Source organism: Polaromonas sp. CF318 (assembly GCF_000282655.1).
Taxonomy (GTDB): domain Bacteria; phylum Pseudomonadota; class Gammaproteobacteria; order Burkholderiales; family Burkholderiaceae_C; genus Polaromonas.
Genome location: NZ_AKIV01000015.1, coordinates 23,787 through 49,477, shown reverse-complemented (window position 1 = coordinate 49,477; position 25,691 = coordinate 23,787). Strand labels below are relative to the sequence as shown.

At 65.4% G+C, this 25,691-nt stretch carries 20 protein-coding genes; 6 read left to right on the top strand and 14 right to left on the bottom strand.

Annotated elements, in window-relative coordinates:
• Positions 1-106: 106 nt before the first annotated feature.
• From PMI15_RS02295 to mdeB, 11 genes are all read right to left on the bottom strand, one after another.
• On the bottom strand, positions 107-1,612 hold the full coding sequence (locus PMI15_RS02295; protein ID WP_007863235.1) for a hypothetical protein: 1,506 nt from the start codon (positions 1,610-1,612) through the stop codon (positions 107-109).
• On the bottom strand, positions 1,599-2,804 hold the full coding sequence (locus PMI15_RS02290; protein ID WP_007863234.1) for a type II secretion system F family protein: 1,206 nt from the start codon (positions 2,802-2,804) through the stop codon (positions 1,599-1,601). Before PMI15_RS02290 ends, PMI15_RS02295 begins: the two co-directional genes overlap by 14 nt.
• Before the next feature lie 31 nt (positions 2,805-2,835).
• A complete protein-coding gene (locus PMI15_RS02285) occupies positions 2,836-4,521 on the bottom strand; it encodes a GspE/PulE family protein (protein ID WP_007863233.1) in 1,686 nt (561 codons plus the stop codon).
• 19 nt (positions 4,522-4,540) lie between these two features.
• The gene (locus PMI15_RS02280) at positions 4,541-5,263 is read right to left on the bottom strand and encodes a tetratricopeptide repeat protein (RefSeq protein WP_007863231.1); all 723 of its coding nucleotides are present in this window, start codon (positions 5,261-5,263) and stop codon (positions 4,541-4,543) included.
• A gap of 14 nt (positions 5,264-5,277) precedes the next feature.
• Positions 5,278-7,179 carry a type II secretion system protein GspD gene (locus tag PMI15_RS02275; protein ID WP_007863228.1) on the bottom strand — a complete coding sequence of 634 codons (1,902 nt, stop codon included), beginning with the start codon at positions 7,177-7,179 and terminating at the stop codon, positions 5,278-5,280.
• 19 nt (positions 7,180-7,198) lie between these two features.
• Positions 7,199-7,930 (bottom strand): type II secretion system protein, encoded by a 732-nt coding sequence (locus PMI15_RS23900; protein WP_007863226.1) that lies wholly within the window; start codon positions 7,928-7,930, stop codon positions 7,199-7,201.
• A gap of 120 nt (positions 7,931-8,050) precedes the next feature.
• Complete coding sequence (locus PMI15_RS23895) at positions 8,051-8,794, bottom strand: type II secretion system protein (protein ID WP_007863224.1); 744 nt, start codon at positions 8,792-8,794, stop codon at positions 8,051-8,053.
• A 36-nt stretch (positions 8,795-8,830) separates the two neighbouring features.
• Entirely contained in the window at positions 8,831-9,583 is a 753-nt protein-coding gene (locus PMI15_RS23890) for a type II secretion system protein (RefSeq protein ID WP_007863222.1), read from the bottom strand.
• A gap of 124 nt (positions 9,584-9,707) precedes the next feature.
• On the bottom strand, positions 9,708-11,384 hold the full coding sequence (locus tag PMI15_RS24565; RefSeq protein WP_007863220.1) for a FimV family protein: 1,677 nt from the start codon (positions 11,382-11,384) through the stop codon (positions 9,708-9,710).
• Between the two features lie 3 nt (positions 11,385-11,387).
• A complete protein-coding gene (locus PMI15_RS24615) occupies positions 11,388-11,618 on the bottom strand; it encodes a hypothetical protein (RefSeq protein WP_157214502.1) in 231 nt (76 codons plus the stop codon).
• 148 nt (positions 11,619-11,766) lie between these two features.
• Positions 11,767-14,424 carry an alpha-ketoglutarate dehydrogenase gene (gene mdeB / locus PMI15_RS02250; protein ID WP_007863219.1) on the bottom strand — a complete coding sequence of 886 codons (2,658 nt, stop codon included), beginning with the start codon at positions 14,422-14,424 and terminating at the stop codon, positions 11,767-11,769.
• A 106-nt stretch (positions 14,425-14,530) separates the two neighbouring features.
• On the opposite strand from mdeB, the gene PMI15_RS02245 reads away from it, so the two are divergent.
• The gene (locus tag PMI15_RS02245; protein ID WP_007863218.1) at positions 14,531-14,998 is read left to right on the top strand and encodes an Lrp/AsnC family transcriptional regulator; all 468 of its coding nucleotides are present in this window, start codon (positions 14,531-14,533) and stop codon (positions 14,996-14,998) included.
• A 27-nt stretch (positions 14,999-15,025) separates the two neighbouring features.
• Here PMI15_RS02245 and PMI15_RS02240 read toward each other — a convergent pair whose 3' ends face one another.
• Both PMI15_RS02240 and PMI15_RS02235 read right to left on the bottom strand, forming a co-directional pair.
• The gene (locus tag PMI15_RS02240) at positions 15,026-16,846 is read right to left on the bottom strand and encodes a 7TM diverse intracellular signaling domain-containing protein (RefSeq protein WP_007863216.1); all 1,821 of its coding nucleotides are present in this window, start codon (positions 16,844-16,846) and stop codon (positions 15,026-15,028) included.
• 27 nt (positions 16,847-16,873) lie between these two features.
• On the bottom strand, positions 16,874-17,338 hold the full coding sequence (locus PMI15_RS02235; RefSeq protein ID WP_007863209.1) for an Lrp/AsnC family transcriptional regulator: 465 nt from the start codon (positions 17,336-17,338) through the stop codon (positions 16,874-16,876).
• Between the two features lie 223 nt (positions 17,339-17,561).
• Between PMI15_RS02235 and PMI15_RS02230 the strand changes: the two genes are divergently transcribed.
• The 5 genes from PMI15_RS02230 to PMI15_RS02210 all read left to right on the top strand — a co-directional run bounded on the left by PMI15_RS02230 (position 17,562) and on the right by PMI15_RS02210 (position 23,983).
• On the top strand, positions 17,562-18,578 hold the full coding sequence (locus tag PMI15_RS02230) for a 1-aminocyclopropane-1-carboxylate deaminase (RefSeq protein ID WP_036837192.1): 1,017 nt from the start codon (positions 17,562-17,564) through the stop codon (positions 18,576-18,578).
• A gap of 41 nt (positions 18,579-18,619) precedes the next feature.
• Complete coding sequence (locus PMI15_RS02225) at positions 18,620-19,606, top strand: tripartite tricarboxylate transporter substrate binding protein (protein ID WP_007863207.1); 987 nt, start codon at positions 18,620-18,622, stop codon at positions 19,604-19,606.
• A gap of 2 nt (positions 19,607-19,608) precedes the next feature.
• Complete coding sequence (locus tag PMI15_RS02220; protein WP_007863205.1) at positions 19,609-21,147, top strand: amidase; 1,539 nt, start codon at positions 19,609-19,611, stop codon at positions 21,145-21,147.
• A 43-nt stretch (positions 21,148-21,190) separates the two neighbouring features.
• Positions 21,191-22,321 carry an ABC transporter substrate-binding protein gene (locus tag PMI15_RS02215; RefSeq protein ID WP_007863202.1) on the top strand — a complete coding sequence of 377 codons (1,131 nt, stop codon included), beginning with the start codon at positions 21,191-21,193 and terminating at the stop codon, positions 22,319-22,321.
• Between the two features lie 333 nt (positions 22,322-22,654).
• The gene (locus tag PMI15_RS02210) at positions 22,655-23,983 is read left to right on the top strand and encodes an esterase-like activity of phytase family protein (RefSeq protein WP_036837190.1); all 1,329 of its coding nucleotides are present in this window, start codon (positions 22,655-22,657) and stop codon (positions 23,981-23,983) included.
• 88 nt (positions 23,984-24,071) lie between these two features.
• Here the strand turns inward: PMI15_RS02210 and PMI15_RS02205 are convergent, their stop codons facing one another.
• Positions 24,072-25,688, bottom strand: coding sequence for a peptide chain release factor 3 (locus PMI15_RS02205; protein WP_007863198.1), 1,617 nt, complete (start codon positions 25,686-25,688; stop codon positions 24,072-24,074).
• Positions 25,689-25,691: the final 3 nt, after the last annotated feature.

Below are 25,691 nucleotides of genomic sequence, written 5' to 3'. Positions count from 1 at the left end.
AAGGCGCCCGCCAGCAGCAGCCCCAGCGCCGCCAGGGCACCGGCCTGCAGCACGGCGCGCCGCAGGGGCGGCGGCCATGCGCCGGGGTGCCAGGCCGGGCGTGATGCTATTTGTTCCATACCTTCACCTCAAAACCGAGTTCGGCCTTGTCCTGCTGGCCCGAACCGTTGATGCTGGCGCTGCTTTGCAGGTCCAGCGGCACCTTGGTGGCCTCGGCCGACAGGCCCGAGGAGGCCAGGCTGGCGGTAAAGCGCGCCATGGCATCGCGCGTGCCGCGCAGGTCGTCGGGCTGCAGGCCGCGCACCTCGCCGCGGATGCGCAGCGTGGGCGGGCTTGCGGGACTGGCGGCCTCCTGCTCCCAGCGCAACTGGTCCAGTTGCAGCTCGGGGTGTTTCTCCAATACGCTACCTGCCGAGGCCAGCAGCGCGCGCGGGCCGGGCGGGGATGGCGCCAGGGCCCTGGCTTTTTGCTCCAGCGCGACGAGTTCATCGGCCTTCAGCGGGGATGCGGGAAAGGTGGCGGCTTCGCGCTGGTAGCGGGCGTCGAATTTCCGGGTGCTGGCCGCGGCGTCGTTCAGCTCCCCGGCCAGCGGCCACAGCGACACGGCCAGGCCGGCTGCGTAAAGCAGGCACGCGCCGCTGAAGCCGTAGCCCGCCAGGCGTGTGTTGCGCGCCATGCGCGCCACCCAGTCGTTGCGCAGCATGGTGGGCGGCGCCAGCTGGTCGGGCGGCGTGCCGCGGGCCAGTGCGAACACGAACAGCAGCCGGGACAGCTCCGGGGAGGCGGCCCAGGCCGGCGGCAGCTTGAGGGCCCGGGCGACGGCATCGGCCCGCAGCAGGTGGTGGATGTTCTGCGCCGCGTCGGGGCCGGGCGCGGCCTGGCCGTCCATGCCGGGGGGGCAGACGCTCACCACGTGCAGCGGCGCCTTGTCGCGCACGAGGATGCCGTTCTCGAACAGGTATTCCTTCAGGCGGGCGGTTTCCTCGCGCACGGCGGGCAGCCAGCCGGCGCCGGCGGTGTCGGCGCGCAGCGCCAGGCGCGAGAAGCAGGGGCGGCCGTCTATGACCACGCATTGCCGCAGCCCGGACGGATGCGCCGTGGCCAGTACCACGGCGCCGCGCCGTGGCAGCTTGAGCCGGCGCAGCAGCGGCGCCGCCAGCATGATGGGGGTGTAGACACCGCCCAGCCGGGCCTGCGCGCCCTCCAGCGCTTCCAGCCAGGGCATTACGCGTTCGGCATTGCCCAGGCTGTAGCCCAGCACACGCAGCTTGCCGGGGCGCGAGCGGCTGGCGCCCTGGAGGGAGATCCAGCGAAACGGCGACTCCATCGCGAACCGATGCTGCATGCGCGCCAGCCAGGCCTTGCGCGCCGCGCCGCGCAGGGGCGGCATCACGTCGCCCCAGAACTCTTCCTCGGCATAGTCGGCCAGCACCAGCCAGCGGCAGGCCGGGTCATGCCGCGCGTGGTCGGCCAGCGCCTCGGGTTGTGTCCATCCCTGTTGCGGGCCTGTTTCTTCCTCAAGGCCGTGGCCGGTGACCGCATAGACGCGCGGCTGCTCGCCCTCCAGGTGCAGGATGCGCAGCCGCGCGGGAGCGAATTCAGAATTTGGCATTGGTGATCACCGAGTCGTACAAGGGCCCCAGCGTGCAGAAGATCACGGCGCCCAGCATCAGCCCCAGCACGACGGTGAGCACGGGCTGCAGCGTGGCCTGCAGGTTTTCGACCGACTCGCGCGCCTGGCGCGTGTAGAAGTAGCTGACGTTTTCGAGCGCGGCGTCCAGCGAGCCGGTGGCCTCGCCCACGCGCAGCATGCTGACCACCATGGGCGGAAACATGGTCATCCCGGAAAACGCGGCGCTCAGGCCGCGGCCCTGCACGATGCTGCCGTGCGCCACCGCCACGGCCTGCGCCACGGCGCGGTTGCCGACGGCGATCTCGACCACCTTGAGCGCCTCCACCACTGTGATGCCGGCCGCGTAGAGCAGCGCCAGCACATAGGCAAAGCGTGCCAGCGCGATCTGGCGCAGCACCGGCCCCACGATGGGCAGCTTGAGCTTGACGCCGTCGACCACGCCGCGCATGGGCCCGGGTATGCGCGCGAGCGTCGGCAGCGCAACGACCAGCAAGACCAAGCCCACCACGATCTTGCCCACATGGGCTTCGACCACTTCCGAAATCTTGATCATGAGCACGGTCTGCCAGGGCAGCTCGATGCGCATGACCTTGAGCAGGCTGGCGACCTGCGGCACCAGGTAGCTCATGAGGAACAGGGTGACACCGGTGATGATGACCAGCGCCGCGCAAGGATAGATCAGCGCCTTGCGCGTCTGCGAGGCGATTTCATGCTGCCACTTGAGCGTCTCGGTGAGTTTGGCGAAGACCTCGGGCAACTGGCCGCTGCTCTCGCCGGCGCGCACCAGGCTCACATACACCTCGTCGAAGGCCTGCGGGTGTGCGGCCATGGCCTGCGACAGCGTCTTTCCCGAGCTCAGGCCCTCGGCCAACCCGCTGATCACCTGCTGCAGTGCCGGGTTGCCTTCGGCACTCTCCATGTCGCGCAAGGCCTCCATGAGCGGAACGCCGGCGCGCAGCATCATGGTTGCCTGGAAGCTGAAGTTGACCAAATCCAGCAGGCGTATGCGGGCGCGCAGCAGGTGCAGCGAACCGCCCTGGGCGCGTGCCTTGACCAGCAGCAAGCCCGATTGCTCCAGTTGCGCGGCCAGGGCGCCGGCGTCGGCCGCGGTGGTCTGGCCGCTGAGGCGCGCACCGTCGGCGGCCAGTGCGGTCCATTTGTATCGCGGCATGGCGGCTTCCCTTCCTCTTTCCCGCCGCGCGTCAGTGCGCCGCGAGGTTGACCACGCGGCTGACCTCTTCGACCGTGGTGTGGCCGGCCAGCACGTAGCGGATCGCGTCGTCGCGCAGCGAGGTGAAGCCCTCGGCGCGGGCATGGCGCGCCAGTTCGATGTGGCTGGCGTGCTTGGCCACCAGGTGGTCCAGCGTTTCGTCGAAACACAGCACTTCCATCAGCAGCACCCGTCCCAGGAAGCCGCGCTGGCTGCAGTGCGCGCAGCCCACGGCCTGGTACAGGGGGTGGTCGTCCTCCGTCAGTTCGAGCAGGATTTTTTCCTGCGCGGTGGGCGGGCGGTGGGTTTTGCAGTGCGGGCAGAGGCGCCGCGCCAGGCGCTGGCCTATCACGCCAATCATGTTGCCCGCGAGGATTTCGGCCGACACGCCGATGTCGCGCAGGCGCTGCACCGCGCCCAGGGCGGAATTGGTGTGCAGCGTGGCGAACACCTGGTGGCCCGTCATGGCCGCGCGGAAAGCCATCTCGGCCGTTTCCGAATCGCGGATCTCGCCGACCAGGATCACGTCCGGGTCCTGCCGCATCAGGGCGCGCACGCCCTCGGCAAAACCGATTTTTTCCGTCACCTGGGTCTGGCGTATCAGCGGCAGGGGGTATTCGATGGGGTCTTCCAGCGTCATGACGTTGACCGCCTCGGTGCTGATCTCGGCCAGCATGGAGTACAGCGTGGTGGTCTTGCCGCTGCCGGTGGGGCCGGTCACCAGCACGATGCCCTCGGGCCGGTTCATCAGCGAATGCAGCCTGTCCATGATGGTCTGGGTCAGCTGCAGGCGCTCCAGCGGGACGATGCTACGGCGCCGGTCCAGCAGGCGCAGCACGATGTTCTCGCCGTGGGCCGTGGGCAGGCAGGCGGCGCGAAAGTCGATGCGGCTCGCACCCACCTGCATGGAGAAGCGGCCGTCCTGCGCGGCCCGGCTTTCGGCGATGTTCATGCCGGCCATGACCTTGAGCTTGACCGCCAGCGCCGGCCACATCGAGGCATGCAGCAGGTGCGCCTGCAACAGCACGCCGTCCACGCGGTTGCGCACGCGCAGCAGGTGCTCGTCGGGCTCGAAGTGGATGTCCGACGCGAGGCTGTCGTAGGCGTTGTGGACGATGGCTTCGATGAGCTTGTCCACGGGCGGCTCCTTGCCGCTGGCGGCGAGCAGGGCGTCCACGTTGGGGCGTTCGCCGTAGACGCGGTCAATCTCGCGCACCAGTTCCCCCGGCGCCGCCAGCGCCAGGCGCATGCGGGGCACGCCCTTGGCACGCAGGTGGGCGCCTATCTGGTCCAGCGCCACCAGGTCGTCGGTTTCGTCGACCGCCAGCAGCAGCTCGCCCTGGGCCGTCATTTCCACCGGCAGCACGCCGTGCTTGCGCGCCAGCGGTGCGGCCAGCAGTGGCAGCACGGTGGGGTCGGGGCGCCGGGTCACCAGGTCGACCTCGGGCAGCTGGTGCAGTTGCGCGCGCAGGGCGCGCAGCTCCAGTTCGCTCACAAAGCCCAGTTCGGCCAGTTGCGCATGCAGGCTGCCGCCGCGCAGGCGTTTTTCGGCCAGCGCGATGGCCAACTGGGAGGACGACAGGCGCCGTTGCTGGAGCAGGGCCTCGGCCAGCTCGCGCTCCGCCTTGCGCATGACCATCGGCGGGTCTTGCAGATGGGCTGCGGGTGCCATGGACATGTGCGGCGACCTTTGGGAATCAGGAAGCCGGCGCGGCCAGCGCGCGCAGGCGGTTGCGCACCGCTTCCTGGTTGAAGGCGGCGGGCTGGCGGAAGGAGAGGTTCAGGGCCTTCACATAGGCCCGCATGGCCTCGGGGCCCTGGCCCAGACGGTCCAGCGACAGGGCGAAGTTGTAGAGGTAGTCGGGCTGGCCGGGTTCCAGCGCCGCCGCGCGCTCAAAAGACAGGCGCGCTTCGCCCCAGCGGTTTTGCTCGGCATGGATCACGCCCAGCGCGAAATGCAAAGGGGCGTTGCGCTCGCTGCGCTCGGCCAGCTGCTTGAAGCGGGCGGCCGCATCGCCGGGAATGCCGCCGCCCACGAGGTATTGCGCGGCCAGGCCCTCGGCGTCGCGCGGGTAAAGCTCCAGCAGGCGGCGCAGCGCCACCTGCGCGCCCTGGTGGTCTTCCAGCCCTTCCAGGCTCCAGGCCAGGCCTATCAAGGCATCGCGCAGGGCGCCGTCGCGCTTCAAGGCCTGTTCATACGCGCCGCGCGCTTCGCCGTAGCGCCCGCCTTGCAGGGCTTCATAGCCGCGCTTGACGTCCGCGTCCACCACGGGCGCGGGCTTGCGGCGGGTGATGCGGATGTCGGGATCGCGCGATGCGGCACTGGTTTGGGCTGGCGCGACGGTGCCTGGCTTGACCTGGCCCCACGCCAGGGAGGCGGCGCACAGTAGCAAGGGCAGGAGGCTTAGAGAGGGCTTCATGGGTTTTTATCGGGTCAGCGGGATGGCGGGGCTTCCAGCGGCTTTCGGCCCAGGGCTTCCGGCGCCGCATCCTTGAAGAAACTGGACGTGGGTAACAACGGTTTGAAGGCTTTGTAATCACCATTCACCGAGGCATCGCCCACCACCACGGGCCGTAAGAACACCACCAGCTCGGTCTTGCTGCGGGTTTGCTGCTTCTGCTTGAAGGCCTCACCCAGCAAAGGAATGCGGCTGAGGCCGGGCACCGCGTCTTCGCCGTCGTTGCTGGCGTCCTGCATCAGGCCGCCCAGCACGGCGATTTCGCCGCTTTGCACGCGCAGCACGGATTCGAGTTCGCGTGACTGCACCACGGGAAGGCGGTTGACGATGGGCGGGGTCGCGCCCAGCAATGCGGGGTTGGGGTCTATGATCTCGCGCACCACGCGGCTGATGGTGGGCCGCACATTGAGTGTGACTTCGCCACTTTCGGCCACTTGAGGCGTTACGGTCATCACAAAACCGACGGGTACGGAATTGACGTTGGTGGTGTAGGTGTCGGGAGAGGTCTGCACCAGTTGTCCGGCGGAACTCAACGTGCGTGTGCCAGGGGTGAAAGCGATGGTGGCGTAAACATAGTTGTCCACCACCTTGAGGGCGGCCGTCTGGTTGTTGAGCACGGACACCTTGGGGCTGGACAGCACGCGCGCCTGACCAAAGGATTCGAGCAAGGTAAGGATGCCGCTCCAGTCGCCGCTGCCGCTGGTGTAACTCATGCGCAGCATTGAGGCATCCTGCGTGCCGGAAAACGAACCGGTACCCGAAGGCAGCATCTGGAAATTCAGGCCGCGCAGCAGCCCGCCCTGCACCACTTTTTGCCAGTTGACGCCTTGCTGCGAGGCATTCGACAGTGTGACTTCGACAATGGTGGCCTCTATCAGCACCTGGCGTCGCGCGCTGGCGCTGATGCGGTCCAGGAACTGCCGGAACTGCTCATGGCCGCGTGAGGTGGTGTAGACCGAGAGCTGGCCGGTCTCCCGATTGACCACGATATTGTTGGCGCTGGAACTGGAGCTGGATATGGAGGAGCTTCCGGAAGTACCCGACGAAGCGCCTGAACCGCTGCTGCAATCGACCCTGTCCACGGCGTCCTTTGTTCCGAGCACTTGTTTGAGGACGTCGGAAGTTTCGTTGTTGGCTGATCGGGTCGTGGTGGTTCCGGTAGCAGATACGCTTGCCGGCGCGGCGCGCGTGAGCTCCATCGCGATGCGCAGCCGCTCGTCGCGGTCACGGTCGCGGTCCTGCTTCTGGGCCTGGTCGTCTTTTTGCTTGAACTCCAGATTGGCCGCGCCAATGATCAGGCAGGCGTTGTTGATCAGCGTGTCCCAGAACTGGTTGTCGGCGGCGTTGCTGATGCTGGCATTCGACGAGCCAGCCGTGCTCCCGCTGAGCTGGGAAGACACGGAAGTCTGGCTGGATGATTGCCGTTTCAGATTGACATAGTCGACTGCGTAGTGCGCAAGGTAAGGTGTGTCACGCTGCATCCGAACGGTGTTGCCGCTCATTTCGTAGCGAAGGTCGGCCTGTTGAGCGATGCGCTCAAACAGCTGCGGCAAGGTTTGATCAGTGGCATTGAGCGTGACCTGGCCGGCCACTGAAGGGGCGATGTCCACATTGAGCCGGTTGTCGCGCGCCAGCGCGAACAGCAGGGTTTTGACCGGTACCTCGCTGACCACCACGCTGAACAGCTCCTGCTGCGCCTGCGGTTGGGGCGCCGCCGGCAGTGCCGGCAGGCGCACAGGGCGCAGCGCCGCCGGTGCGGGCGGCGCCTTTGCCGGTTCGAACATGCCTATGTGCTGCGTGCTGGCAGGCGGCGGTGGCACTGCGCAGCCGGTCAGCAACGCAAGCGCAAAAACAACCGTCGTTTCCGTCTGCTTCATGTGGGTGTACCGCTCTCTGTCAAAACAGCCAGGCCGCCGCACAATTCGCCTGGTTGGGATTGGCCCAGCCACTGACCTTTGGGGTGGTGGTCATGCCGGGAGCGCATACGTCCGCGGCTGCTGAAGTCAGCATTTTGTAAAACCGAAGTTGACCGGTGCCAGGCAAGCCGTCATCGGCCTTGCGGTCAAGTTCGGCCATTACCTGCGAAGGGATGGACCCACCCGTGCCGACAATGAAGCGGGTGATGCCTGGTGCCGGCGTGGTGTCAAACCAGGCGCCATCACCTGTAGTGTTGCTGGCTAGGTGCATTGCAACAAGGTAGTCACCATAAACATTGATGAGGGAATTGGAGACGCGTGGAATGGCGGTACCTGTCACGGTCATGCAGGCACCGCAGGAAATAAATCCCGCGGCCGTGAGATTCTGAAAGAACACGACAGAGTGGTGATAGTCGTTGATCAGCCCATCACCGGCAGTCGTATCCGCAGGAGCGGCGATCACGTTGCTCCCCACGGTCGCGACCTGAGTGGCCGTTAAATCCCCTGGCAACATCCGATAACGGTCCATGAAGCCGATGTAGGCCGTCTGAACCGCTGTTTTCTGATCGATGAGGTTGCGCACGCGCGCCGACTGGATCAGTTCCTGGCCGCGCAGGATGCCGCCTATCAGGAGGCCGACGATCATCAGCACGATGGCGATTTCCACAAGAGTGAAGCCGCGTTGCCGGCAGGTGTCGGAATGGCTTTTCATAATATTTGCCTCCTCAGTGATGCAGGCATGACGCATGCCATGGCAATGGTGTCGATGGGGCATGGTGGCCCCATTTCGGCGCCTGTGATTCCCAAACCTGCAGGCGAGATATTTCGAGGATCAAAACAACCAGGAGCCCTGGCAGTTGCTCTCGCTGGGATTGGCCCAGGTGTTAACGGCACCCGTTCCCGTGCCAAGAGGCGCGCATTTGTCAAGGTCATCTGTCTTCTTATCTGAGACAGAGAACCGGAGCTGGCCGGTTCCAGGCCTTCCGTCGTCTGCCTTGCGGTCAACTTCGGCCAAAACCTGCGAAGGGACGGTTCCTCCTGTCGTCATGACCAATTGGGTAAGACCGCCAGTCGTCGGATCGAACCAGGAAGTTCCGTCACCCTTCGTGGTGCTTTTCTGGAACCCAACATTGAGAAAGTCACCATACACATTGGTGGGGCTGTTGGTGACGGTTGCTGCACCATTGCCTGTCACAGTCATGCAGGCTCCACAGGAAAGAAAACCCGCGGCGGTCAGATTCTGGAAGAAGAGAATCCCCTCGCTATCCCACGTGATGACTCCGTCACCGGCAAGAGCGTCGCTACCTGTCGCAGGAGCACTGGCCCGTGCACTTCCCAGCGCATCAGCTTGAGTCTGCGTCAAATCACCCGGCAGCATGCGGTAGCGGTCCAGAAAGCCGATGTAGGCGGTCTGGATAGCCGACTTCTGGTCAATGATGTTGCGCACACGCGCCGACTGAATCAGCTCCTGGCCGCGCAGGATGCCGCCTATGAGCAGGCCGACGATCATCAGCACGATGGCGATTTCGACGAGGGTGAAGCCGCCTTGGCGGTGGGTATCTGAACAGGTTTTCATGGTCTTGAGCTCCAGGTTAGAAAAAAACGCGGATGATCAGAACAGCCAAGCACCCTGGCAGTTGGCTTGACTGGGATTGGCCCATTGAGTTTTCAAAGCTGTGGCGCTCAGGTCCTTGGCGCAATTTGTGAGCGTGGCGCTACCGCTAGCCGCGAAGCGAAGTTGCCCGGTGCCGGGCAATCCGTCATCGGCCTTGCGGTCCACCTCCGCCATAACCTGCGAAGGAATGCTGGACCCCGTTGCCATGACAAGGCGAGTAACTGTTTTCTCATCAAACCAGTCGAAACCTTTGGTTGTGGCAGAGGCGGCGGTATTGCTGGCCAAATGGCCTATCGAAAGCGGGGTGCCGTATACGTTGATCGGGCTGTTGCTGATGTCGGGGGCTGGCCCATCGCCACCGGTGTCGGAAGTCACTACAGTCATGCAGCCACCGCAGGACAGAAAACCTGAGGCAGTGAGGTTTTGAAAGAACAACGTGGATTCGGTGGCAAGGGTAATGACCCCGTCGCCGCTGCTGCCCGTTTTACCGGGCTGGGCACTGTTTCCGACAGTTTTGGCTTGATCCACAGTCAAATCGCCCGGCAGCATGCGGTAACGGTCCAGGAATCCGATATACGCCGTCTGGATGGCCGACTTCTGGTCAATGATGTTGCGCACGCGCGCCGATTGGATCAGCTCCTGGCCGCGCAGGATGCCGCCTATGAGCAGGCCGACGATCATCAGCACAATGGCGATTTCCACAAGGGTGAAGCCGCCTTGGCGGCGGGTACTGGATGCATGGCGTTTCATGATGCTTGGCTCCTGTTGATGTTGGCGATGGAGAGGGGACTGAGGGGAAAACCAGAAAGAAAGGCAAGGCCAGGCGGCCAGGCGAGCCGAAGACCTGGTGGAGACAAGGAGGAGGGGATGCAGCTCATGCGGGGCGTGCTCCATAGGCTGTGGCCATGCGCAGGGCGTCGTCGACGGCGCTGCTGGCGGTGGCAGCTGCGGGTGCTTTCTGGCTGCCTGGTGGCACCACCTGCGCCGCGGGCGGCACGGGCCGCTCTTGCGGCTGCGGCTGGCGTACGGCGGCCTGATAGAGCGGATTGCCCGGGTCCAGCTCCTGGCCCAGCATCAGCACGCGGTCCCAGAGTTCGCCGGTCTCGCCGGTCAATTTTTTGATCAGCGGCATGCGCCGCGCGAGGCCGGCGCTGTCGCCCTGGGCGCACAGCACGCGCGCCTGGACGAACCAGGCCTCATGGTTGCGCGGGTTCTCGCGAAGCACGGTGTCCAGCAGTTGTTGTGCATCGGCGAAGCGGCCGACGACAAACAGGGCGCGGGCGTCTTCCAGCGGTGACGCATCCGCGTGCACCGGCGCCTGCCGTTGCTGCATGTAGTCGGTGTAGGCACGCTCGGCTTCGTCCGGGCTGAGTTCGAAGACCGAACGCGCCGCGCCCGCGCTGTCGGCGAATTCAGGGCGGCGCCGGGCCAGCCAGAAACGCAGGGCCCAGACGATAAACAGCGGCACGGTGAGCCCGGCGAGCACCCAGGGCCAGACGGATGCGGAGTTGCGCTGGCCGGTATGGGCAGGCTTTTGAGGTGGGAGGGGAGCCGCCTTGGGCGCCAGTGCCACGGCCAATGTGGCGGGTGCAGGGGTCGCGGCGGACGCGGGAGTTTGTGGTGCCGCGGCCGCAACCTGGTCGGCAAGCTCGCGCATTTGCCGCGCGTTGCGTTCCAGCTCCCGCATGCGCGCCTGCTGGTCGGCCTCGCGGCGCTCCTGCGCGATGCGGTCGGCTTGGTCCGATTTGGCTTTTGCGAGCCGCAGGCGGTCTTGCTTGGGCCCGGCGGCTGGCGGCGAGGCGCGCCGTGCGGAGACCACGCCGGCATGCTCGCGATTCTTAAAAGGAAAGCGCAGCGCCGTTTCGAACGTCATGCCCTTGAGCAGGCCGGGCCGCATTGCATCGACCGCCGGGTTGGGTTCAGGGCTGCTGGCAATAGGCTCAGCGATGCCGTCTGCCGGCGGCGCAGTTAGCGCGGGGACTGGTACGTCGGCAACTTCTCGTGTGTCTCCGGCCTGGACCGGGGCATCGAGCATCAGCACGTAGAGCTGCTGGCTGCTGCCCGCAGGCCAGGAAAACTCCAGCACCAGTTCGACCAGCTGCGCCTGCGCCGCTTGCGGGGCCTGCAGCAGCAGCGCGGGGCGCCTGCGCCGGCCCTGCGCCTGCAGCAGGGAGACTTGCGCATTGCCCAGCCAGGCCGGATAGGCAATGCCGCTTTCGCGGAATGCCTGCTCGGAAGCCAGCCTGACCTGCAGGCCGGGCTGTAGTTCGGATGCGAGTTCAATCTCCACACGCAGCGGTTGGGCTGGGCCGGACAGCAGGGTGGCGTCGCCGAGGCTGACCGCGCCGCAGGGCAGCGAGCAACCCATCAGTGCTACGAGCATCATGCGGATGATCTGGCGGGAGCGATGGGCGAGGTGGGCCTGGCGAGGGGCGCCGACCCTGGAGCGGTCGGGCTGGCGTCGGGCCATCATCAAAATCGCCATCATGGCGGCGGAGCACTCAAACCCGATGGTGGTGCCGTGGCTGTAGCTGATGTTGCCGGCGATCATGGTTCAGGCCTTGTTGCCAGCCGCCGTCGGCGTGATGGTGTAGGAAGGTGCCATCTTGTGTGGCGCGGCGTGGGTGCAATGCATGTTGCGGTGATGAAGGAGATCAGCAGCCAGTAGTAGTTCGCGATACAGAATGTTTTGAAGCTTACTGAGCACACCCTTCCAAGAGATGAGAGATGGTCTTTGTGCGGACAATGTTTGTGGGATGTTGCTGTTTCTTTTGTGTGTGCTCATGAACCCAGCCTGAGGCGCGAGCAATCGTCGCGGGCAGGCTTAAGCCCGCGCGAACTCGCGAAGAAGGGTTGACGGGTGAAGGCGTGCCCGGGGACACGCAGGGGCGGGGCCGGTGCGGCCTGGCCGCCCGGCTGCCCGGTGAAGGGCCTCAGGTCGGCTTGAGCAGGTGCAGCGCGGCCTTGGCGATGCTTTGCGCATCGACGCTGAAAAACTCGCGCAACGCGGCGCGCGTGTCGCTGCGGCCGAAGCCGTCGGTGCCCAGGGTCAGGTAGCGCCGGCCTTCGGGCAGGAAGGCGCGGATGCTTTCGGGCACGGCGCGCACATAGTCGGTGGCGGCGATGATGGGGCCGGTGCCGGTCTTCAACTGCTGCGCGACAAAGGCTGTGGCGTGCGCTTCACCGTTGAGCGCCGCTTGCTGGCAGGCTGCACCGTCGCGCGCGAGTTCGCTCCAGCTGGTCACGCTGTACACCGTGGCGGCGATGCCCTGTTGCGCGAGCTGCCGCGCGGCCTTGATGACTTCGGTGAGGATGGCGCCCGAGCCCATCAGGGTCACTTCGCCCTCGGCCTTCTTGCCGGCGGGCAGGAAGCTGTCAAAGCGGTAGCAGCCGCGGATGATGTCGGCCTCGGCGCCGGGCCGCAGGTCGGGCTGGGCATAGTTTTCGTTCATCAGCGTGACGTAATAGAAGACGTCTTTCTGCTCGACCATCATTTCCCGCATGCCGTAGTCCAGGATCACGGCGAGTTCGCCGGCGAAAGCCGGGTCATAGGCCTTGCAGTTGGGGATGGTGGCGGCGACCAGGTGGCTGGTTCCGTCCTGGTGCTGCAGGCCTTCGCCGCCCAGGGTGGTACGGCCCGAGGTGGCACCCAGCAAAAAGCCGCGCGCGCGCTGGTCGGCGGCGGCCCAGATCTGGTCGCCCACGCGCTGGAAGCCGAACATGGAGTAATAGATATAGAAGGGCAGCATGGCCAGGCCGTGCACGCTGTAGCTGGTGGCGGCGGCCGTCCAGCTGGCCAGGGCACCGGCTTCGCTGATGCCTTCCTCGAGGATCTGGCCGTCCAGCGCTTCGCGGTAACTCAGCACCGAGCCTATGTCTTCAGGCGCGTAGCGCTGGCCCACGCTGGAATAGATGCCGACCTGCTTGAACAGGTTGGCCATGCCGAAGGTGCGTGCCTCGTCGGCGACGATGGGCACGATCTTCGGGCCCAGCGCCGGGTCTTTGAGCAAGCCGCCCAGCATGCGCACAAAGGCCATGGTGGTGCTCATGTCCTTGCCGTCGGCGGCCAGCGCGAACTGGGCGTAGGAGGACAGGGCGGGGATGTCCACCACGTCGGCTGCCGTCTCGCGGCGCGGCAAATAGCCGCCCAGCGCCGCGCGCCTGGCGTGCATGTACTGCATCTCGGCGCTGTCGGCGGCGGGTTTGTAGAAAGCCAGGTTTCTGGCCTGCTCGTCGGACAGGGGCAAGTTGAAGCGGTTGCGAAATTCAATGAGGTCCTCGCCGTCGAACTTCTTTTGCGAGTGCGTGGTCATGCGGCCCTGACCGGCGCTGCCCATGCCGTAGCCTTTTTTGGTGTGCGCCAGGATCACGGTGGGCTGACCCTGGTGGTTCGCCGCCGCAGCGTAGGCGGCATGGATTTTCACGAGGTCGTGGCCGCCGCGTTTCAAGCGGTCTATCTGCTCGTCGGTCATGCCCTGGGCCAGGCGCGCGAGTTCGGCGTTCTGGCCGAAAAAATTGTCGCGGTTAAAGCGCCCGTCTTTTGCGGCAAAGGTCTGCATCTGGCCGTCGACCGTCTGGGCAAAAGCCTGCGTCAGCGCGCCGGTGAGGTCGCGCGCGAACAGGCCGTCCCAGTCGCTGCCCCAGACCAGCTTGATGACGTTCCAGCCGGCGCCGGCAAACAGTTTTTCGAGCTCGTCGATGATGCGGCCGTTGCCGCGCACCGGGCCGTCCAGGCGCTGCAGGTTGCAGTTGACGACCCAGACCAGGTTGTCCAGGCCTTCGCGCGCGGCCAGGGTCAGCGCGCTCATGGATTCGGGCTCATCCATCTCGCCGTCGCCGAACACGCCCCAGACCTTGCGTCCCGCGCAGTCGAGCAAGCGCCGGTGCGTGAGGTAGCGCATGAAGCGCGCGTGGTAGATGGAACTGATGGGGCCTATGCCCATGGAGCCGGTCGGGAACTGCCAGAAGTCCGGCATCAAATAGGGATGCGGATAGCTGCACAGGCCTTGCGCGCCCTGGCCGGGCGCGCTGAGCTCCTGGCGGTAAAAGCCCAGGTCTTTTTCGCTGAGCCGGCCTTCGAGGTAGGCGCGCGCATAGACGCCGGGCGCGCTGTGCGGCTGGAAGAACACCAGGTCGCCGCGGTGCTGGCCTTCAGCCACCCCTTCGCGTGCGTGGAAGAAGTGGTTGAAGCCGGTCTCAAACAGGTCGGCCGCGCTGGCGTAGCTGGCGATGTGGCCGCCGAGTTCGGCGGAGCCGCCGGTTTCGGCCTGGTTGGCGCGCACCACCATGGCCAGCGCGTTCCAGCGCATCAGCGAGGCCAGGCGTTCTTCCAGCGCGAGGTCGCCGGGGAACACGGGCTGCTCGTCCACGGCGATGGTGTTCATATAGGGCGTGGCCAGCTCGGGCTGCCAGCCTATGCGCTGCTTGCGTGCGACGCGGCTCAATTCGCCCAGCATGTGGCGCGCGCGGGCAGGGCCATGGGTGAGGGCCAGGGCTTCGAAAGCTTCACGCCATTCGGCGGTTTCCTGCGGATCGGTATCGGCGGGCATTTCGGCCTGCGCCAGCAAATGGTGGGGAGTGGAATGGTTCATGGCAAAAATGACTGTACGCAGGTTTGTCCAGAAGTTGTAGCCTCAATATCGTGGTATTTGACTATTGAGAGGCATAAAATGCCGTGAAAACTGGTTTTTACAGATGATGCAGCTTGATGCCCTCGATTTAAAGATCCTCGACGAACTGCAGCGCGACGGCTCGCTGTCCAATGTGGAGCTGTCGCGGCGTGTGCACCTGAGCCCCTCGCCCTGCCTGGCCCGCGTCAAGGCGCTGGAGGCTGGCGGCGTGATTGACCGGTATGTGGCGATTGCCAACGCCGCAGCGCTGGGCCTGGGCCTCAATGTGTTTATTTCGATCAGCCTGCGCACGCAAAGCAAGGAGTCGCTGGCCGACTTTGAGCGGCGCATTGCCGAGCACGACCAGGTGATGGAGTGTTATTTGATGTCGGGCGACAGTGACTACCTGATACGCGTGGCGGTGGCCGACATAGGCGCGCTGGAGAAATTCATCCTCGAGCAGCTGTCGCCGATCTCGGGGATCGAAAAAATCCGCTCGAGCTTTGCGCTCAAGCAGGTCCGGTACAAAACAGCCCTGCCGCTTCCCGGGCACTGACCGGGGCGGCTCTCCAGCGAGCCGCCTTTATCCCAGTGTGGGATGCGAGGTCTCGATCGCGTTGATTTTGGCGACCAGGTCTTCGCGCCGGCTGGCCTCTTCGGCCGCGGCGCTGGCGGGCTCCAGCGGCGAGTCGACAAACTGCACGGGCCGTTTGGTGCCGGCAGCCATGTGGTGCAGGCGTATCTTGAGCAGGTCGGTCACCTCCGCGGCGGTCTGTGCGCGCGGCGTGTCGTGCCATATGGCGATGTGCAGGGTGAAGGCGTCGGCCTCGCCCTGTTTTTCAGAGGCGCGTATGCAGTCCGCCAGGATTTTGGTGGAAATCTCGGACAGCACGGCGCGGCTGACGGGGCCTTCGACCAGCACCATGAAATGGTTTTCGTCGCAGCGTGCCACGGTGTCCACGTCGCGCGCGGCGCGGCGCAGGATCTCGCCGATGCGCGACAGTGCGGCACCGCGCTTCAAGTCGCCCACTTCGTCATGGCTGGGCGCCTGGTTGAGCCAGTGCAGCATCATCGCGCCGCAGGCCAGCTTCTGCCGGCGGCCGCGCAGCAGCATGGCCGGCAGCCTGGCCTCGATGATGCGGGGCAGCATCAGGCCGCTGGCCGCGTCGTAGGTCGCGAGAGCCGCGCCGCGGTGGTTGGAAAACAGTGCCGCCCGGCTGCGCCACGCGAGCACCCCGAAAATCCACAGCAGACCGACCATGGCCGACAGCACGCCTGCGGCCTGCGCCGATTCCACATTGAGCACCCAGCCGGCGTTATAGGAAAGCCGCGCCAGCGCGGCCCCGCCTATGGGCGCGGCGCCTATCAATAAAAGAAGGTTCCAGGCCTGGCCGCGCAGCGATATCCAGACCAGGCTCGCGAGGATCGCCACGGTGGCCAGCGCCAGCCACAGGTTGCGCAGGTCGCGCGGCACGAAGTCCAGTCGGACCATCATCACGCAGGCCATGAGCAGGCTGCCTGCCGTGACGCCGGCCAGCAGCCGGTACAGGCGCGGATGGCCGTCGCGCGCATAGCTGGCCTGGGCGCAGAACCAGGCGGCCGCGGCCATGGTCACCGTGGCCGACACCCAGCCCATGACCTGGTTGAGATGGACGCTGTAGGGCCAGATGCGCCAGCCGCCGTAGCCGATCAGCACCAGCTGCGTGAACATCAGTGTGATCACTACGGCGCCGAACCAGAGGAAGACCTTGCTGCGTGACATGCTGAAGGCGGCCAGGCACAGCACCGCCAGCACGCTGAACATGCCCCACATCAGGCCTATCACCACGCCGACCCGCGAGGCGCCGTCTATGTACTCGACAGGTGTGAGCAGCATGGGCCGCTCGGTGATGGGCCGGCGGTGTTCGAAGCGCAGGTAGTAGGTTTGTGGCTGGTCGGTGTGCGATTGCAGCTCAAAGCTCGGGACGCGGGTGCGCAGGGCCCAGTAGGCGGGGGCGATCGCCTCGCCGGCGGCATGGACCTGCCAGCCGCCTTGCGCGTCGCGCGAGTAAAGGCTCACCTTGTAGACAGCCTGGCCTGCCAGCCGGATGTACCAGGTCTGCAGGGTTTCCGTGGTGGGCAGGGCGAAGCTGGCCCAGACTTCCTGCGTGTCCGAGGTGGGAAGAATTGTGTCGTCGGTGTAGGGCTGGAAGGCGCGTTTTGCGGCGGCCGCGAATTCGCCCGTGGCGAAGGCATCGGGCGATGCGATGGAATCCCTGGGCACCGCGATCCATTGCAGCGGCTGGGCCAGGGTGATCTGGGTGCTGCTTTCATACAGGCGGTCAAACACCTGGGCATGGCCGGCGCCGCAGAGGGCGCACAGCAGCATGAAGAAAAAACCACGCAGGCTTGCTTTGAGGGACATGGGCATAGCTTATGGCAAAAGCCCGGTCTAAACCGGAATCACCGTGGTCTCAAACACCTCCTTGAGGCAGACAAAGGTGCGGATCTGCCGCACCCCGGGCAGGCCTATGAGCTGCGCCGCATGCAGCTCGTTGAAGGAGTCGATGCTCTGGATACGCAGCTTCACGAAGTAGTCGAACTCGCCGGTCACCAGCTGCACTTCCAGGCAGCCCGTGAGGCCGGCCACGGCTTTCTCAAACGCCGCGAAGGAGTCGGTGGTGGAGCGGTCCAGTACCACGCCGATGATGACCAGCCCGTTGTAGCCCAGCGCCCGCGGGTTCACCAGCGCCACCGTCTTGCGGATCAGGCCGGCTTCCCTGAGCCTGGCCACGCGCCGCGAGCAGGCGGGCGGGCTCAGGCTGGTCTTTTCAGCCAGCTCGATATTGGGCAGGGAAGCGTCCTGCTGCAGCAGCTTCAGGAGTTTGCGGTCAATGCGGTCCAGCGTGTGTTCCATGGGGGGATTCTACAAATATTGCGTGAAAAATAGAATTTATGGAATTAATCACATAAATTCATTAAAGGAAGATTTTTTAGTCTATTTGAATGGCTGTTTAAGCAACTCATTGCAGGAGGGCCTGGCTACGATTTGATTCATCGTCGCTTCAAGGCTTCAGTTTCACTTTCAACCGGGAACCTCCTTCATGTCCACTTCGCTCAAGCATCCTCTCAAACATCCGCTGCAGCTCCAGAAATTCGCCAGACATTCGCTGACCTTCGGCCCCACGCCCATCCAGCCGCTCAAGCGCCTGAGCGCCCACCTGGGCGGCAAGGTCGAGCTCTTTGCCAAACGCGAGGACTGCAACAGCGGCCTGGCTTTCGGCGGCAACAAGACCCGCAAGATGGAATACCTGATTCCCGAAGCCCTGGCCCAGGGCTGCGACACGCTGGTGTCCATAGGCGGCATCCAGTCCAACCAGACGCGGCAGGTGGCGGCGGTGGCCGCGCACCTGGGCATGAAGTGCGTGCTGGTGCAGGAGAACTGGGTCAACTACTCCGACGCGGTGTATGACCGCGTGGGCAATATCGAGATGTCCCGCATCATGGGCGCCGACGTGCGCCTGGACGCCGCGGGCTTCGACATCGGCATACGCCCCAGCTGGGAACAGGCCATGGACGACGTGCGCAAGGCCGGCGGCAAGCCCTTCCCGATTCCGGCGGGCTGCTCGGAGCATCCTTACGGTGGCCTGGGCTTTGTCGGTTTTGCCGAAGAGGTGCGCGCGCAGGAGGCCGAACTCGGCTTCCAGTTCGACTACATCGTGGTCTGCTCGGTCACCGGCAGCACCCAGGCCGGCATGGTGGTGGGTTTCGCGGCCGACGGCCGGGCCGACCGCGTGATTGGCATCGATGCGTCGGCCAAGCCGGAAAAAACCCATGCGCAGATTTTGCGCATCGCGCAGAACACCGCCAAGCTGGTGGAGCTCAATCGCGAGATCACCGCGAAAGACGTGGTGCTGGACACCGGCTACGGCGGCCCCGAGTACGGCCTGCCCAACGAAGGCACGCTGGAGGCGATTCGCCTGTGCGCGCGGCAGGAGGGCATGCTGACCGACCCGGTGTACGAAGGCAAGTCCATGCACGGGATGATTGAAAAGGTGCGGCGCGGCGAATTCCCCGCCGGCTCGCGCGTGCTGTACGCGCACCTGGGCGGCGTGCCGGCGCTCAATGCCTACAGCTTCCTGTTTCGCAACGGTTGATCAACGCGGCCCGTGCCGTATCAAAAAGGAGCAGTACGATGATGAAACCAAGGTATGAGAAGCGCTTCCTCCTGGCCATGGCGCTGGTCCTGCTGGCTCCCTGGGCCGGCGTGCACGCGCAGGGCTATCCGTCCAAGCCGGTCCAGCTGGTCATCCCGTTTCCACCGGGAGGCGCCACCGACATCGCCGGGCGGCTGGTCGCCAAGAAGCTGGGCGAGCGCCTGGGACAGCCGGTGGTCATCGACAACCGGCCGGGCGCCGGCACCGTTGTCGGCGCCGCCTTCGTCGCCAAGGCCGCGCCGGACGGCTACACGCTGCTGATCAGCTCGGGATCAACCTTCACCGTCAACCCGGCACTCATGCCCAAGCTGCCTTACGACCCGATCAAGAGTTTTGAGCCTGTCGGGATGGTGGCGCGCGTGCCCCTTGTGCTGCTGGCCAACGTCGATGTCCCGATCAACGATCTGAAGCAACTCATAACAGCAGTGCGCGCCGCACCGGACAAATACATGTATGGCTCGTTCGGCAACGGCACCACGGGGCACTTCGCAGGCGAAATGCTGTGGAGCACCACGGGCATCAAGCTGCAGCACATCGCCTACAAGGGCAGCGCGCCGGCGATGAACGACTTGATGGCCGGGCAAATCCCTTTCACCATTGACACCGTCGCGGCCGCGCTACCGCAGCTGAAGGCGGCCAAGCCGAGGATCAAGGCCATCGCCGTCACCGGCGAGAGCCGCGCGACGCAAATGCCCACGGTGGCGACCGTGGCGGAGAGCGGCTTCAAAGGTTTCTCGGCCGATTCCTGGTTGGCCATTGCCACGCCCAAGGGGGTGCCGGCGGATGTCAAAGCCAAGCTGCAGAAGGCGCTGGCTGACACCATGAAGGACCCGGAGATTCGCGAAAAACTCATCGCGAACGGACTCGAGTACGCCTGGGAGCCCGCTGCCGCGGTCTCTGCGCGCATCGAAAACGAGCTGCCCCGCATGCGCGTGATCGCCCTGCGTTCCAACATCCGGATTGATTGACGGTGGCGAGCCGCAAGGAACTGGTAGCTCTCTCGGCGGTGGAGCTGCGGCGCCTGATAGAGGCCAGGCAGGTATCGCCCGTCGAACTGCTGGAAGCCTGCATCGATCGCATCGAGGCGGTCAACCCTTTCGTCAACGCCGTGACGGCCACTTGTTTTGAACGTGCGCGTGCCGAGGCCAAGGACGCCGAGCGCGCGGTGATGCAAGGCCGCACGCTGGGCCTGCTGCACGGCCTGCCCATGGGCGTGAAAGACCTGGAGGCCACCGAGGGCCTGCTGACCACCCTGGGCTCGGCGCTGTACCGCGACCATGTGCCCGCGGCCGACAACGTGCTCGTGGCGCGGCTGCGCGCCGCCGGCGCCATCGTGGTCGGCAAGACCAACGTGCCCGAGCTCGGCGCAGGCGCAAACACCCGCAATGCGGTCTGGGGCGCCACCGGCAACCCTTTCGACCCCCGGCTCAACGCCGGCGGATCGTCGGGCGGCTCGGCGGCGGCGCTGGCCTGCGACATGCTTCCGGTATGCACCGGCTCCGATACCGGCGGGTCGCTGCGCATACCGGCGGCCCTGTGCGGCGTGGTGGGCTTTCGGCCCTCGCCGGGCCTGGTGCCCAGTTCGCGCAAGCCGCTGGGCTGGACCCCGATCTCCGTGGTGGGCCCCATGGGCCGCACCGTCGCCGACACCTGCCAGCAACTGGCCGCCTCGGCCGGCGCCGCCGTGGGCGACCCGCTCAGCTATCCGGTGGACGCGGCCGGTTTCCTGCACCCCCCGGCGCTGGACCTCGGGACCCTGCGCGTCGGCTGGACCGAGGACTTCGGCGCCTGCGATGTCGATCCCCTGATACGGGAGACCTTCGGCCGCAAGGTACGCGCCATGTCGCACCTGTTTCGCAGCTGCGAAAAGGTGGAGTTCGACCTGGGCGAGGTGCACCGCTGCTTTGACGTGCTGCGCGCGGAGGCCTTTGTGGCCGCGACCCGCGACGCCTACGCGCGCGACCCCGCCAGCCTGGGGCCCAACACGCGCGCCAACTATGAGATGGGCGCGGCGATGAGCCTGCTGGACAGCGCTTGGGCCCAGGCCGAGCAGACACGCATCCTGGCCCGCTTCAACGCCACGATGGCGGGCTATGACGTGATCCTGGCGCCGACCACGCCGCTGTCCCCCTTCCCCTGGACAACGCTGCACGCCGACACCATTGCCGGCAAGCCGCAAGCCAACTACTACCGCTGGCTCGCCCTGACCTATGTCGTGACGCTGGCCACCCTGCCGGCGCTCAGCCTGCCTTGCGGGGTTGACCACGCGGGCATGCCCTTCGGCCTGCAAATCGTCGGCCACTTCCGCGCGGACCAGCAGGTGCTTGGCGTGGCGGCGGCCCTGGAGCAGGCCTTTGCCGGCTCGGATGAGCTGCGACGGCCGCGTCCCGCGCTGGACCGCCTGCAGGCCGTCGAGCCCGCCCTGACCTCGATCGTCTCGGCGCCGCCCTATCACGGTGGCCCGCCGACGCCGGCAGGTCCCGCCGGACAAACCATGGGTGCCGCGTGAAAGCCTTGCACATGCGAATTGGACTTTATGAGGGAAACTGGAAATGAGAACTGGTCAGTTGATTGCCCGCCTGGCGGGCTTGGTCGTCGCAAGCGGCATCGCGTCGTCCACACTGGCCGCGCAGCTTGTGGTCGGCCAGGTGGCGCCCTTGACCGGTATCGACGCGAGCCAGGGCCGTGCCTACGCGGCTGGGATGCAGCTGCATTTCAACGCCGTGAACAAGGCGGGTGGCGTCAACGGAAACACCTTCATCCTGGCGCGCCGCGACGACGCAGGGCGACCCGATGAAACACTGAACCAAACGCGCGCGCTTCTGGCCGAGGACAAACCCGTGGTGCTTGCCGGCTACTTTGGAAGCCGCAATATCGCTCAACTGCTCAGCGCGGGCTTGTTTGAGCGCGAGCGTATCGTACTGGTCGGTTTCCGCGCGACCGAACTGAATCTGGAAGCCCCGCAACTTTACGGCGTACGCGCCACGCTGCGGGACGAACCTGCCCGAATCACGGCGCACCTGGCGACGGTCGGAATCACCAGGCTCGGCCTGTTTTACGAAAATGGCGCCGGCGCCGCGCCCCTCATCGCCGCGGCACAGGAAGCAGCGGCGAATGCCAAGGCCAGGATCATACAAACGGCGGGTTATGACGCTGGAACCAGCCGCGTGAACGCCGCCGCTGACGCCATGCTGCAGGCATCACCGCAGGCGATCATCATGATTGCGAGCGGAGGCGCTGCTTCCAGCTTTATTGAGAAATACCGTTCAGCCGGAGGAGCGGCCCAACTGTATACGCATTCTGGCGCGGACATCGAGCAGATGGCAAAGCGGCTTTCTGAAGAGCAGATGCAAGGCATCGCGATCGCCCAGGTCACGCCCAGCCCCTACAAACTGACAAACCGGCTTTCCAAGGAGTTCAACGACATCGCGGCGGCGGCCGGAGCGCAGGATGTTCCGATCAGCTACGCCATGATGGAAGGTTTCATCGCGGCAAAGGTGATCGTTGAAGCCGCCCGGCGGCAAGGCTCGCGTGTGACCCGTGAAGGTTTTGCCGCCGCTTTGGACGGGCTGGAAAGCTTTGACCTCGGAGGATATGTCGTCGGATTTCGCCCGGGGATGCGCAACGGTTCGCGCTTCGTGGAGATGACCATCGTCAGCGGAAACGGAAGAATCCGGCAATAAAAAAAGCAGGGCCGATACCGCTGCCTTGCAGCCGCTCGCCAAAGAGCGCGGTCAGAAGGCGCAGGCGCCTGAAAACTCGGGGCTTGTTCCTGCACATCCAGTCGGCCTGGAAAGCATCTTTGGCAATTTTGTATTTCTTGCAGTAAGGGCCGGGTTTTCCGCAGTCTCGCTGCCTGGCGGAACCGGGCCTCAAGCATCCCATGTCATCGTGACGTCACACCGGGTGGCGACCATGCGTCTTCCTCTAACCATGGATGACACATGTTCTTATCTGACCTCGGCGGCACCGCCCGCACCTTGCCAAAACGCCATGCCGGCCTTTTTTCTTCCTTGATGCTGGTGCTGCTGGCGTCCCCCCTGCCCACGCTGGCACAGTCGCCCGCCGCTTTCCCGGCCACCTTGGCAGGCCATGCGGTGATGCCCGCCCAATCCTTTGTTCCCGCGCCCAAGGACGCGCCGCAGGACCTGCAGGTCAGCGGCAAGTTCACCAACGGCCAGCGCACCGAGGCGCTGGGCACGGTGCCGGGCCTGTCGGCCGGCCGCCCCACCGGCGTGTCGCTGCCTTTCAAGGGCCAGCCGCTGCAAGGCCATTCCGGCATCAAGAAGATGGCCGACGGCACGTTCTGGATCCTCACGGACAACGGTTTCGGCGCCAAGGCGAACTCGCCCGATGCCATGCTGTACCTGAACCGCTACAAGGTCGACTTCAAGGCCGGCAGCATGAAAAAGCTGGAAACCGTCTTCCTGCATGATCCGGACAAAAAGGTGCCGTTTCGCATCGTCCATGAAGGCAGCAAAAAACGCTACCTGACCGGCAGCGACTTCGACACCGAGAGCTTCCAGTTCGCCGGCGGCGCGCTGTGGATAGGCGACGAGTTCGGCCCCTTCCTGATCAAGGCCGACCTCAAGGGCAAGGTGCTGGCGGTGTTCGAGACCCTGGTGGACGGCAAGGTCGTGCGCTCGCCCGACCACCCGGCCGTCACCACGCCTGGTGCGCCCGGCGGCGCGGTTGACTTCCAGGTCAAGCGCTCCAAGGGCTTTGAAGGCATGGCCTCGTCGAAGGACGGCAGCAAGCTCTACGCGCTGCTCGAAGGCCCGGTGTGGAACGCCGAGGCCAAGGACTATGAGCGCGTGGCCGGCAAGGAAGCCCTGCGCGTGCTGGAGTTCGACGTGCAAGCCGGCAAGTGGAGCGGCCGTTCATGGATGTACCCGCTGGAAGCCAACGGCAACGCCATCGGCGACTTCAATATGATCGACGGCACGACCGGCCTGATCATCGAGCGCGACAACGGCGAAGGCACGGCCGACAAGGCTTGCCCCGAAGGCCAGAAACGCACCGACTGCTTCCACGACATCGCGAAGTTCAAGCGCGTCTACAAGATTGAAATGACGGACGCCAATGTGGGCGGGCCGGTGCGCAAGGTCGGCTACATCGACCTGCTCAACATCGCCGACCCCCACAAGCTGGCGCGCAAGCCGCTGAACGACGGCGTGCTCAAATTCCCCTTCTTCACGATTGAAAACGTGGACGTGGTGGACGCGACCCACATCGTGGTCGGCAACGACAACAACCTGCCGTTTTCGAGCAGCCGCGAGCCGAACAAGGCCGATGACAACGAACTGGTCCTGCTCGAGGTCGGGGAGCTTTTGAACGCCAAATAAGCCGCGCAAAAGAACGGGCGCCAGCCGCTATCCACCGGATAGCTTCTGGCGCCCGTTTTGCATTTGGGGCAGGCGAGGGGAAAGCCGCTTACATCTTGGACTGGAACACCAGCCCGGCGTGCTCGCGCAGCGCATGGAACTTGATCTTGGGCCATTGCTGCTCCACGGCGCGCAGCGTGGCGCTGTGGTCCACCAGCAGGGTGGGCGCGTCGACGGCGTCCAGTGCGACGCGGTGGGCATTGGCATCCATGAATTTCTTCAGCTCGTTGGCGTCGTCGCTGGTGACCCAGCGTGCCAGGTTGAAATTGCTGCCCATGATGCGGGCCTTGACGCCGTATTCGTGCTCCAGGCGGTGGGCGACCACTTCAAACTGAAGCTGGCCGACCGCGCCCAGCAGCAGCAGGGAGCCGGCAATCGGGCGGAACACCTGGATCGCGCCTTCCTCGCCGAGCTGGGTGAGGCCGGCGCGCAGCTGCTTGCTGCGCAGCGGGTCGGCCACCTCGACGGCGCGGAACATTTCGGGCGCGAAGAAGGGCAGGCCGGTGAACTGCAGGGCTTCGCCTTCGGTCAATGTGTCGCCCAGCTGCAGCACGCCGTGGTTGGGGATGCCGATGATGTCGCCGGCAAAGGCGGTGTCCAGCAGCTCGCGGCGCTGGCTCATGAAGCTCACCACGGTGTTGGGCCGCAGTTCCTTGCCGCTGCGCACCACCTTCAGCCGCATGCCGCGCGTGAATTCGCCGCTGGCCACGCGCAGGAAGGCGATGCGGTCGCGGTGGGCCGGGTCCATATTGGCCTGGATCTTGAACACCACGCCGGAGAATTTCTTCTCCTCGGGGTGCACCACGCGCTGTATGGCTCCGCGCTCGGCGGGCGCGGGCGCCAGGTCGACCAGCGCGTCCAGCACTTCCTGCACGCCGAAGTTGTTGATGGCCGAGCCGAAAAACATGGGGGTCTGCCTGCCGGCCAGGAATTCGGCGCGGTCGAATTCGGGCGTGGCGCCGGCGACCAGCTCGATTTCGCCCTGGGCTTGCGCGTATTCGGCGCCGAAGCGCTTGGCGGCTTCGGCGTTGTCCAGGCCGGCCAGGATCTCGTCGTCGCCGCCGGCTTTTTCCTCGCCGGGGCTGAAGACGCGCATGCGGTCTTCGCGCCTGTCATAGACGCCGTGAAACAGCTTGCCCATGCCGACCGGCCAGGTGAAGGGAATGACCGTCATGCCGAGTTCGCGTTCGATCTCGTCCATCACGCTCATCGGGTCCTGCACCTCGCGGTCCATTTTGTTCACGAAGGTCAGGATGGGTGTGTTGCGCGCGCGGCAGACCTGCAGCAGGCGGCGCGTCTGCGGCTCGACGCCGTTGGCCGCATCGATCACCATCAGCGCCGCATCCACGGCGGTCAGCACGCGGTAGGTGTCTTCCGAGAAGTCCTGGTGGCCCGGGGTGTCCAGCAGGTTGATGACGCAGTCGCGGTATTCCATCTGCATGACCGAGCTGGCCACGGAGATGCCGCGCTGCTTTTCGATCTCCATCCAGTCGGAGGTGGCATGGCGCGCGGCTTTGCGGGCCTTGACGCTGCCGGCGATCTGGATCGCGCCCGAGAACAGCAGCAGCTTTTCGGTCAGCGTGGTTTTACCCGCGTCGGGGTGGGAGATGATGGCAAACGTGCGGCGGCGTTTGACCTGTTTTTCGATTTCGGTGGATTCGGACATAAC

Coding starts and splice junctions, on each gene's coding strand:
- PMI15_RS02240 (WP_007863216.1), bottom strand. CDS start 16,846: ATGTCCCTCAAAGCAAGCCTGCGTGGTTTTTTCTTCATGCTGCTGTGC.
- PMI15_RS02215 (WP_007863202.1), top strand. CDS start 21,191: ATGAGAACTGGTCAGTTGATTGCCCGCCTGGCGGGCTTGGTCGTCGCA.
- PMI15_RS02280 (WP_007863231.1), bottom strand. CDS start 5,263: ATGAAGCCCTCTCTAAGCCTCCTGCCCTTGCTACTGTGCGCCGCCTCC.
- PMI15_RS02205 (WP_007863198.1), bottom strand. CDS start 25,688: ATGTCCGAATCCACCGAAATCGAAAAACAGGTCAAACGCCGCCGCACG.
- PMI15_RS24565 (WP_007863220.1), bottom strand. CDS start 11,384: ATGATCGCCGGCAACATCAGCTACAGCCACGGCACCACCATCGGGTTT.
- PMI15_RS02285 (WP_007863233.1), bottom strand. CDS start 4,521: ATGTCCATGGCACCCGCAGCCCATCTGCAAGACCCGCCGATGGTCATG.
- PMI15_RS24615 (WP_157214502.1), bottom strand. CDS start 11,618: ATGAGCACACACAAAAGAAACAGCAACATCCCACAAACATTGTCCGCA.
- PMI15_RS23890 (WP_007863222.1), bottom strand. CDS start 9,583: ATGAAACGCCATGCATCCAGTACCCGCCGCCAAGGCGGCTTCACCCTT.
- PMI15_RS23900 (WP_007863226.1), bottom strand. CDS start 7,930: ATGAAAAGCCATTCCGACACCTGCCGGCAACGCGGCTTCACTCTTGTG.
- PMI15_RS23895 (WP_007863224.1), bottom strand. CDS start 8,794: ATGAAAACCTGTTCAGATACCCACCGCCAAGGCGGCTTCACCCTCGTC.
- PMI15_RS02210 (WP_036837190.1), top strand. CDS start 22,655: ATGCTGGTGCTGCTGGCGTCCCCCCTGCCCACGCTGGCACAGTCGCCC.
- PMI15_RS02235 (WP_007863209.1), bottom strand. CDS start 17,338: ATGGAACACACGCTGGACCGCATTGACCGCAAACTCCTGAAGCTGCTG.
- mdeB (WP_007863219.1), bottom strand. CDS start 14,424: ATGAACCATTCCACTCCCCACCATTTGCTGGCGCAGGCCGAAATGCCC.
- PMI15_RS02245 (WP_007863218.1), top strand. CDS start 14,531: ATGCAGCTTGATGCCCTCGATTTAAAGATCCTCGACGAACTGCAGCGC.
- PMI15_RS02225 (WP_007863207.1), top strand. CDS start 18,620: ATGAAACCAAGGTATGAGAAGCGCTTCCTCCTGGCCATGGCGCTGGTC.
- PMI15_RS02275 (WP_007863228.1), bottom strand. CDS start 7,179: ATGAAGCAGACGGAAACGACGGTTGTTTTTGCGCTTGCGTTGCTGACC.
- PMI15_RS02290 (WP_007863234.1), bottom strand. CDS start 2,804: ATGCCGCGATACAAATGGACCGCACTGGCCGCCGACGGTGCGCGCCTC.
- PMI15_RS02295 (WP_007863235.1), bottom strand. CDS start 1,612: ATGCCAAATTCTGAATTCGCTCCCGCGCGGCTGCGCATCCTGCACCTG.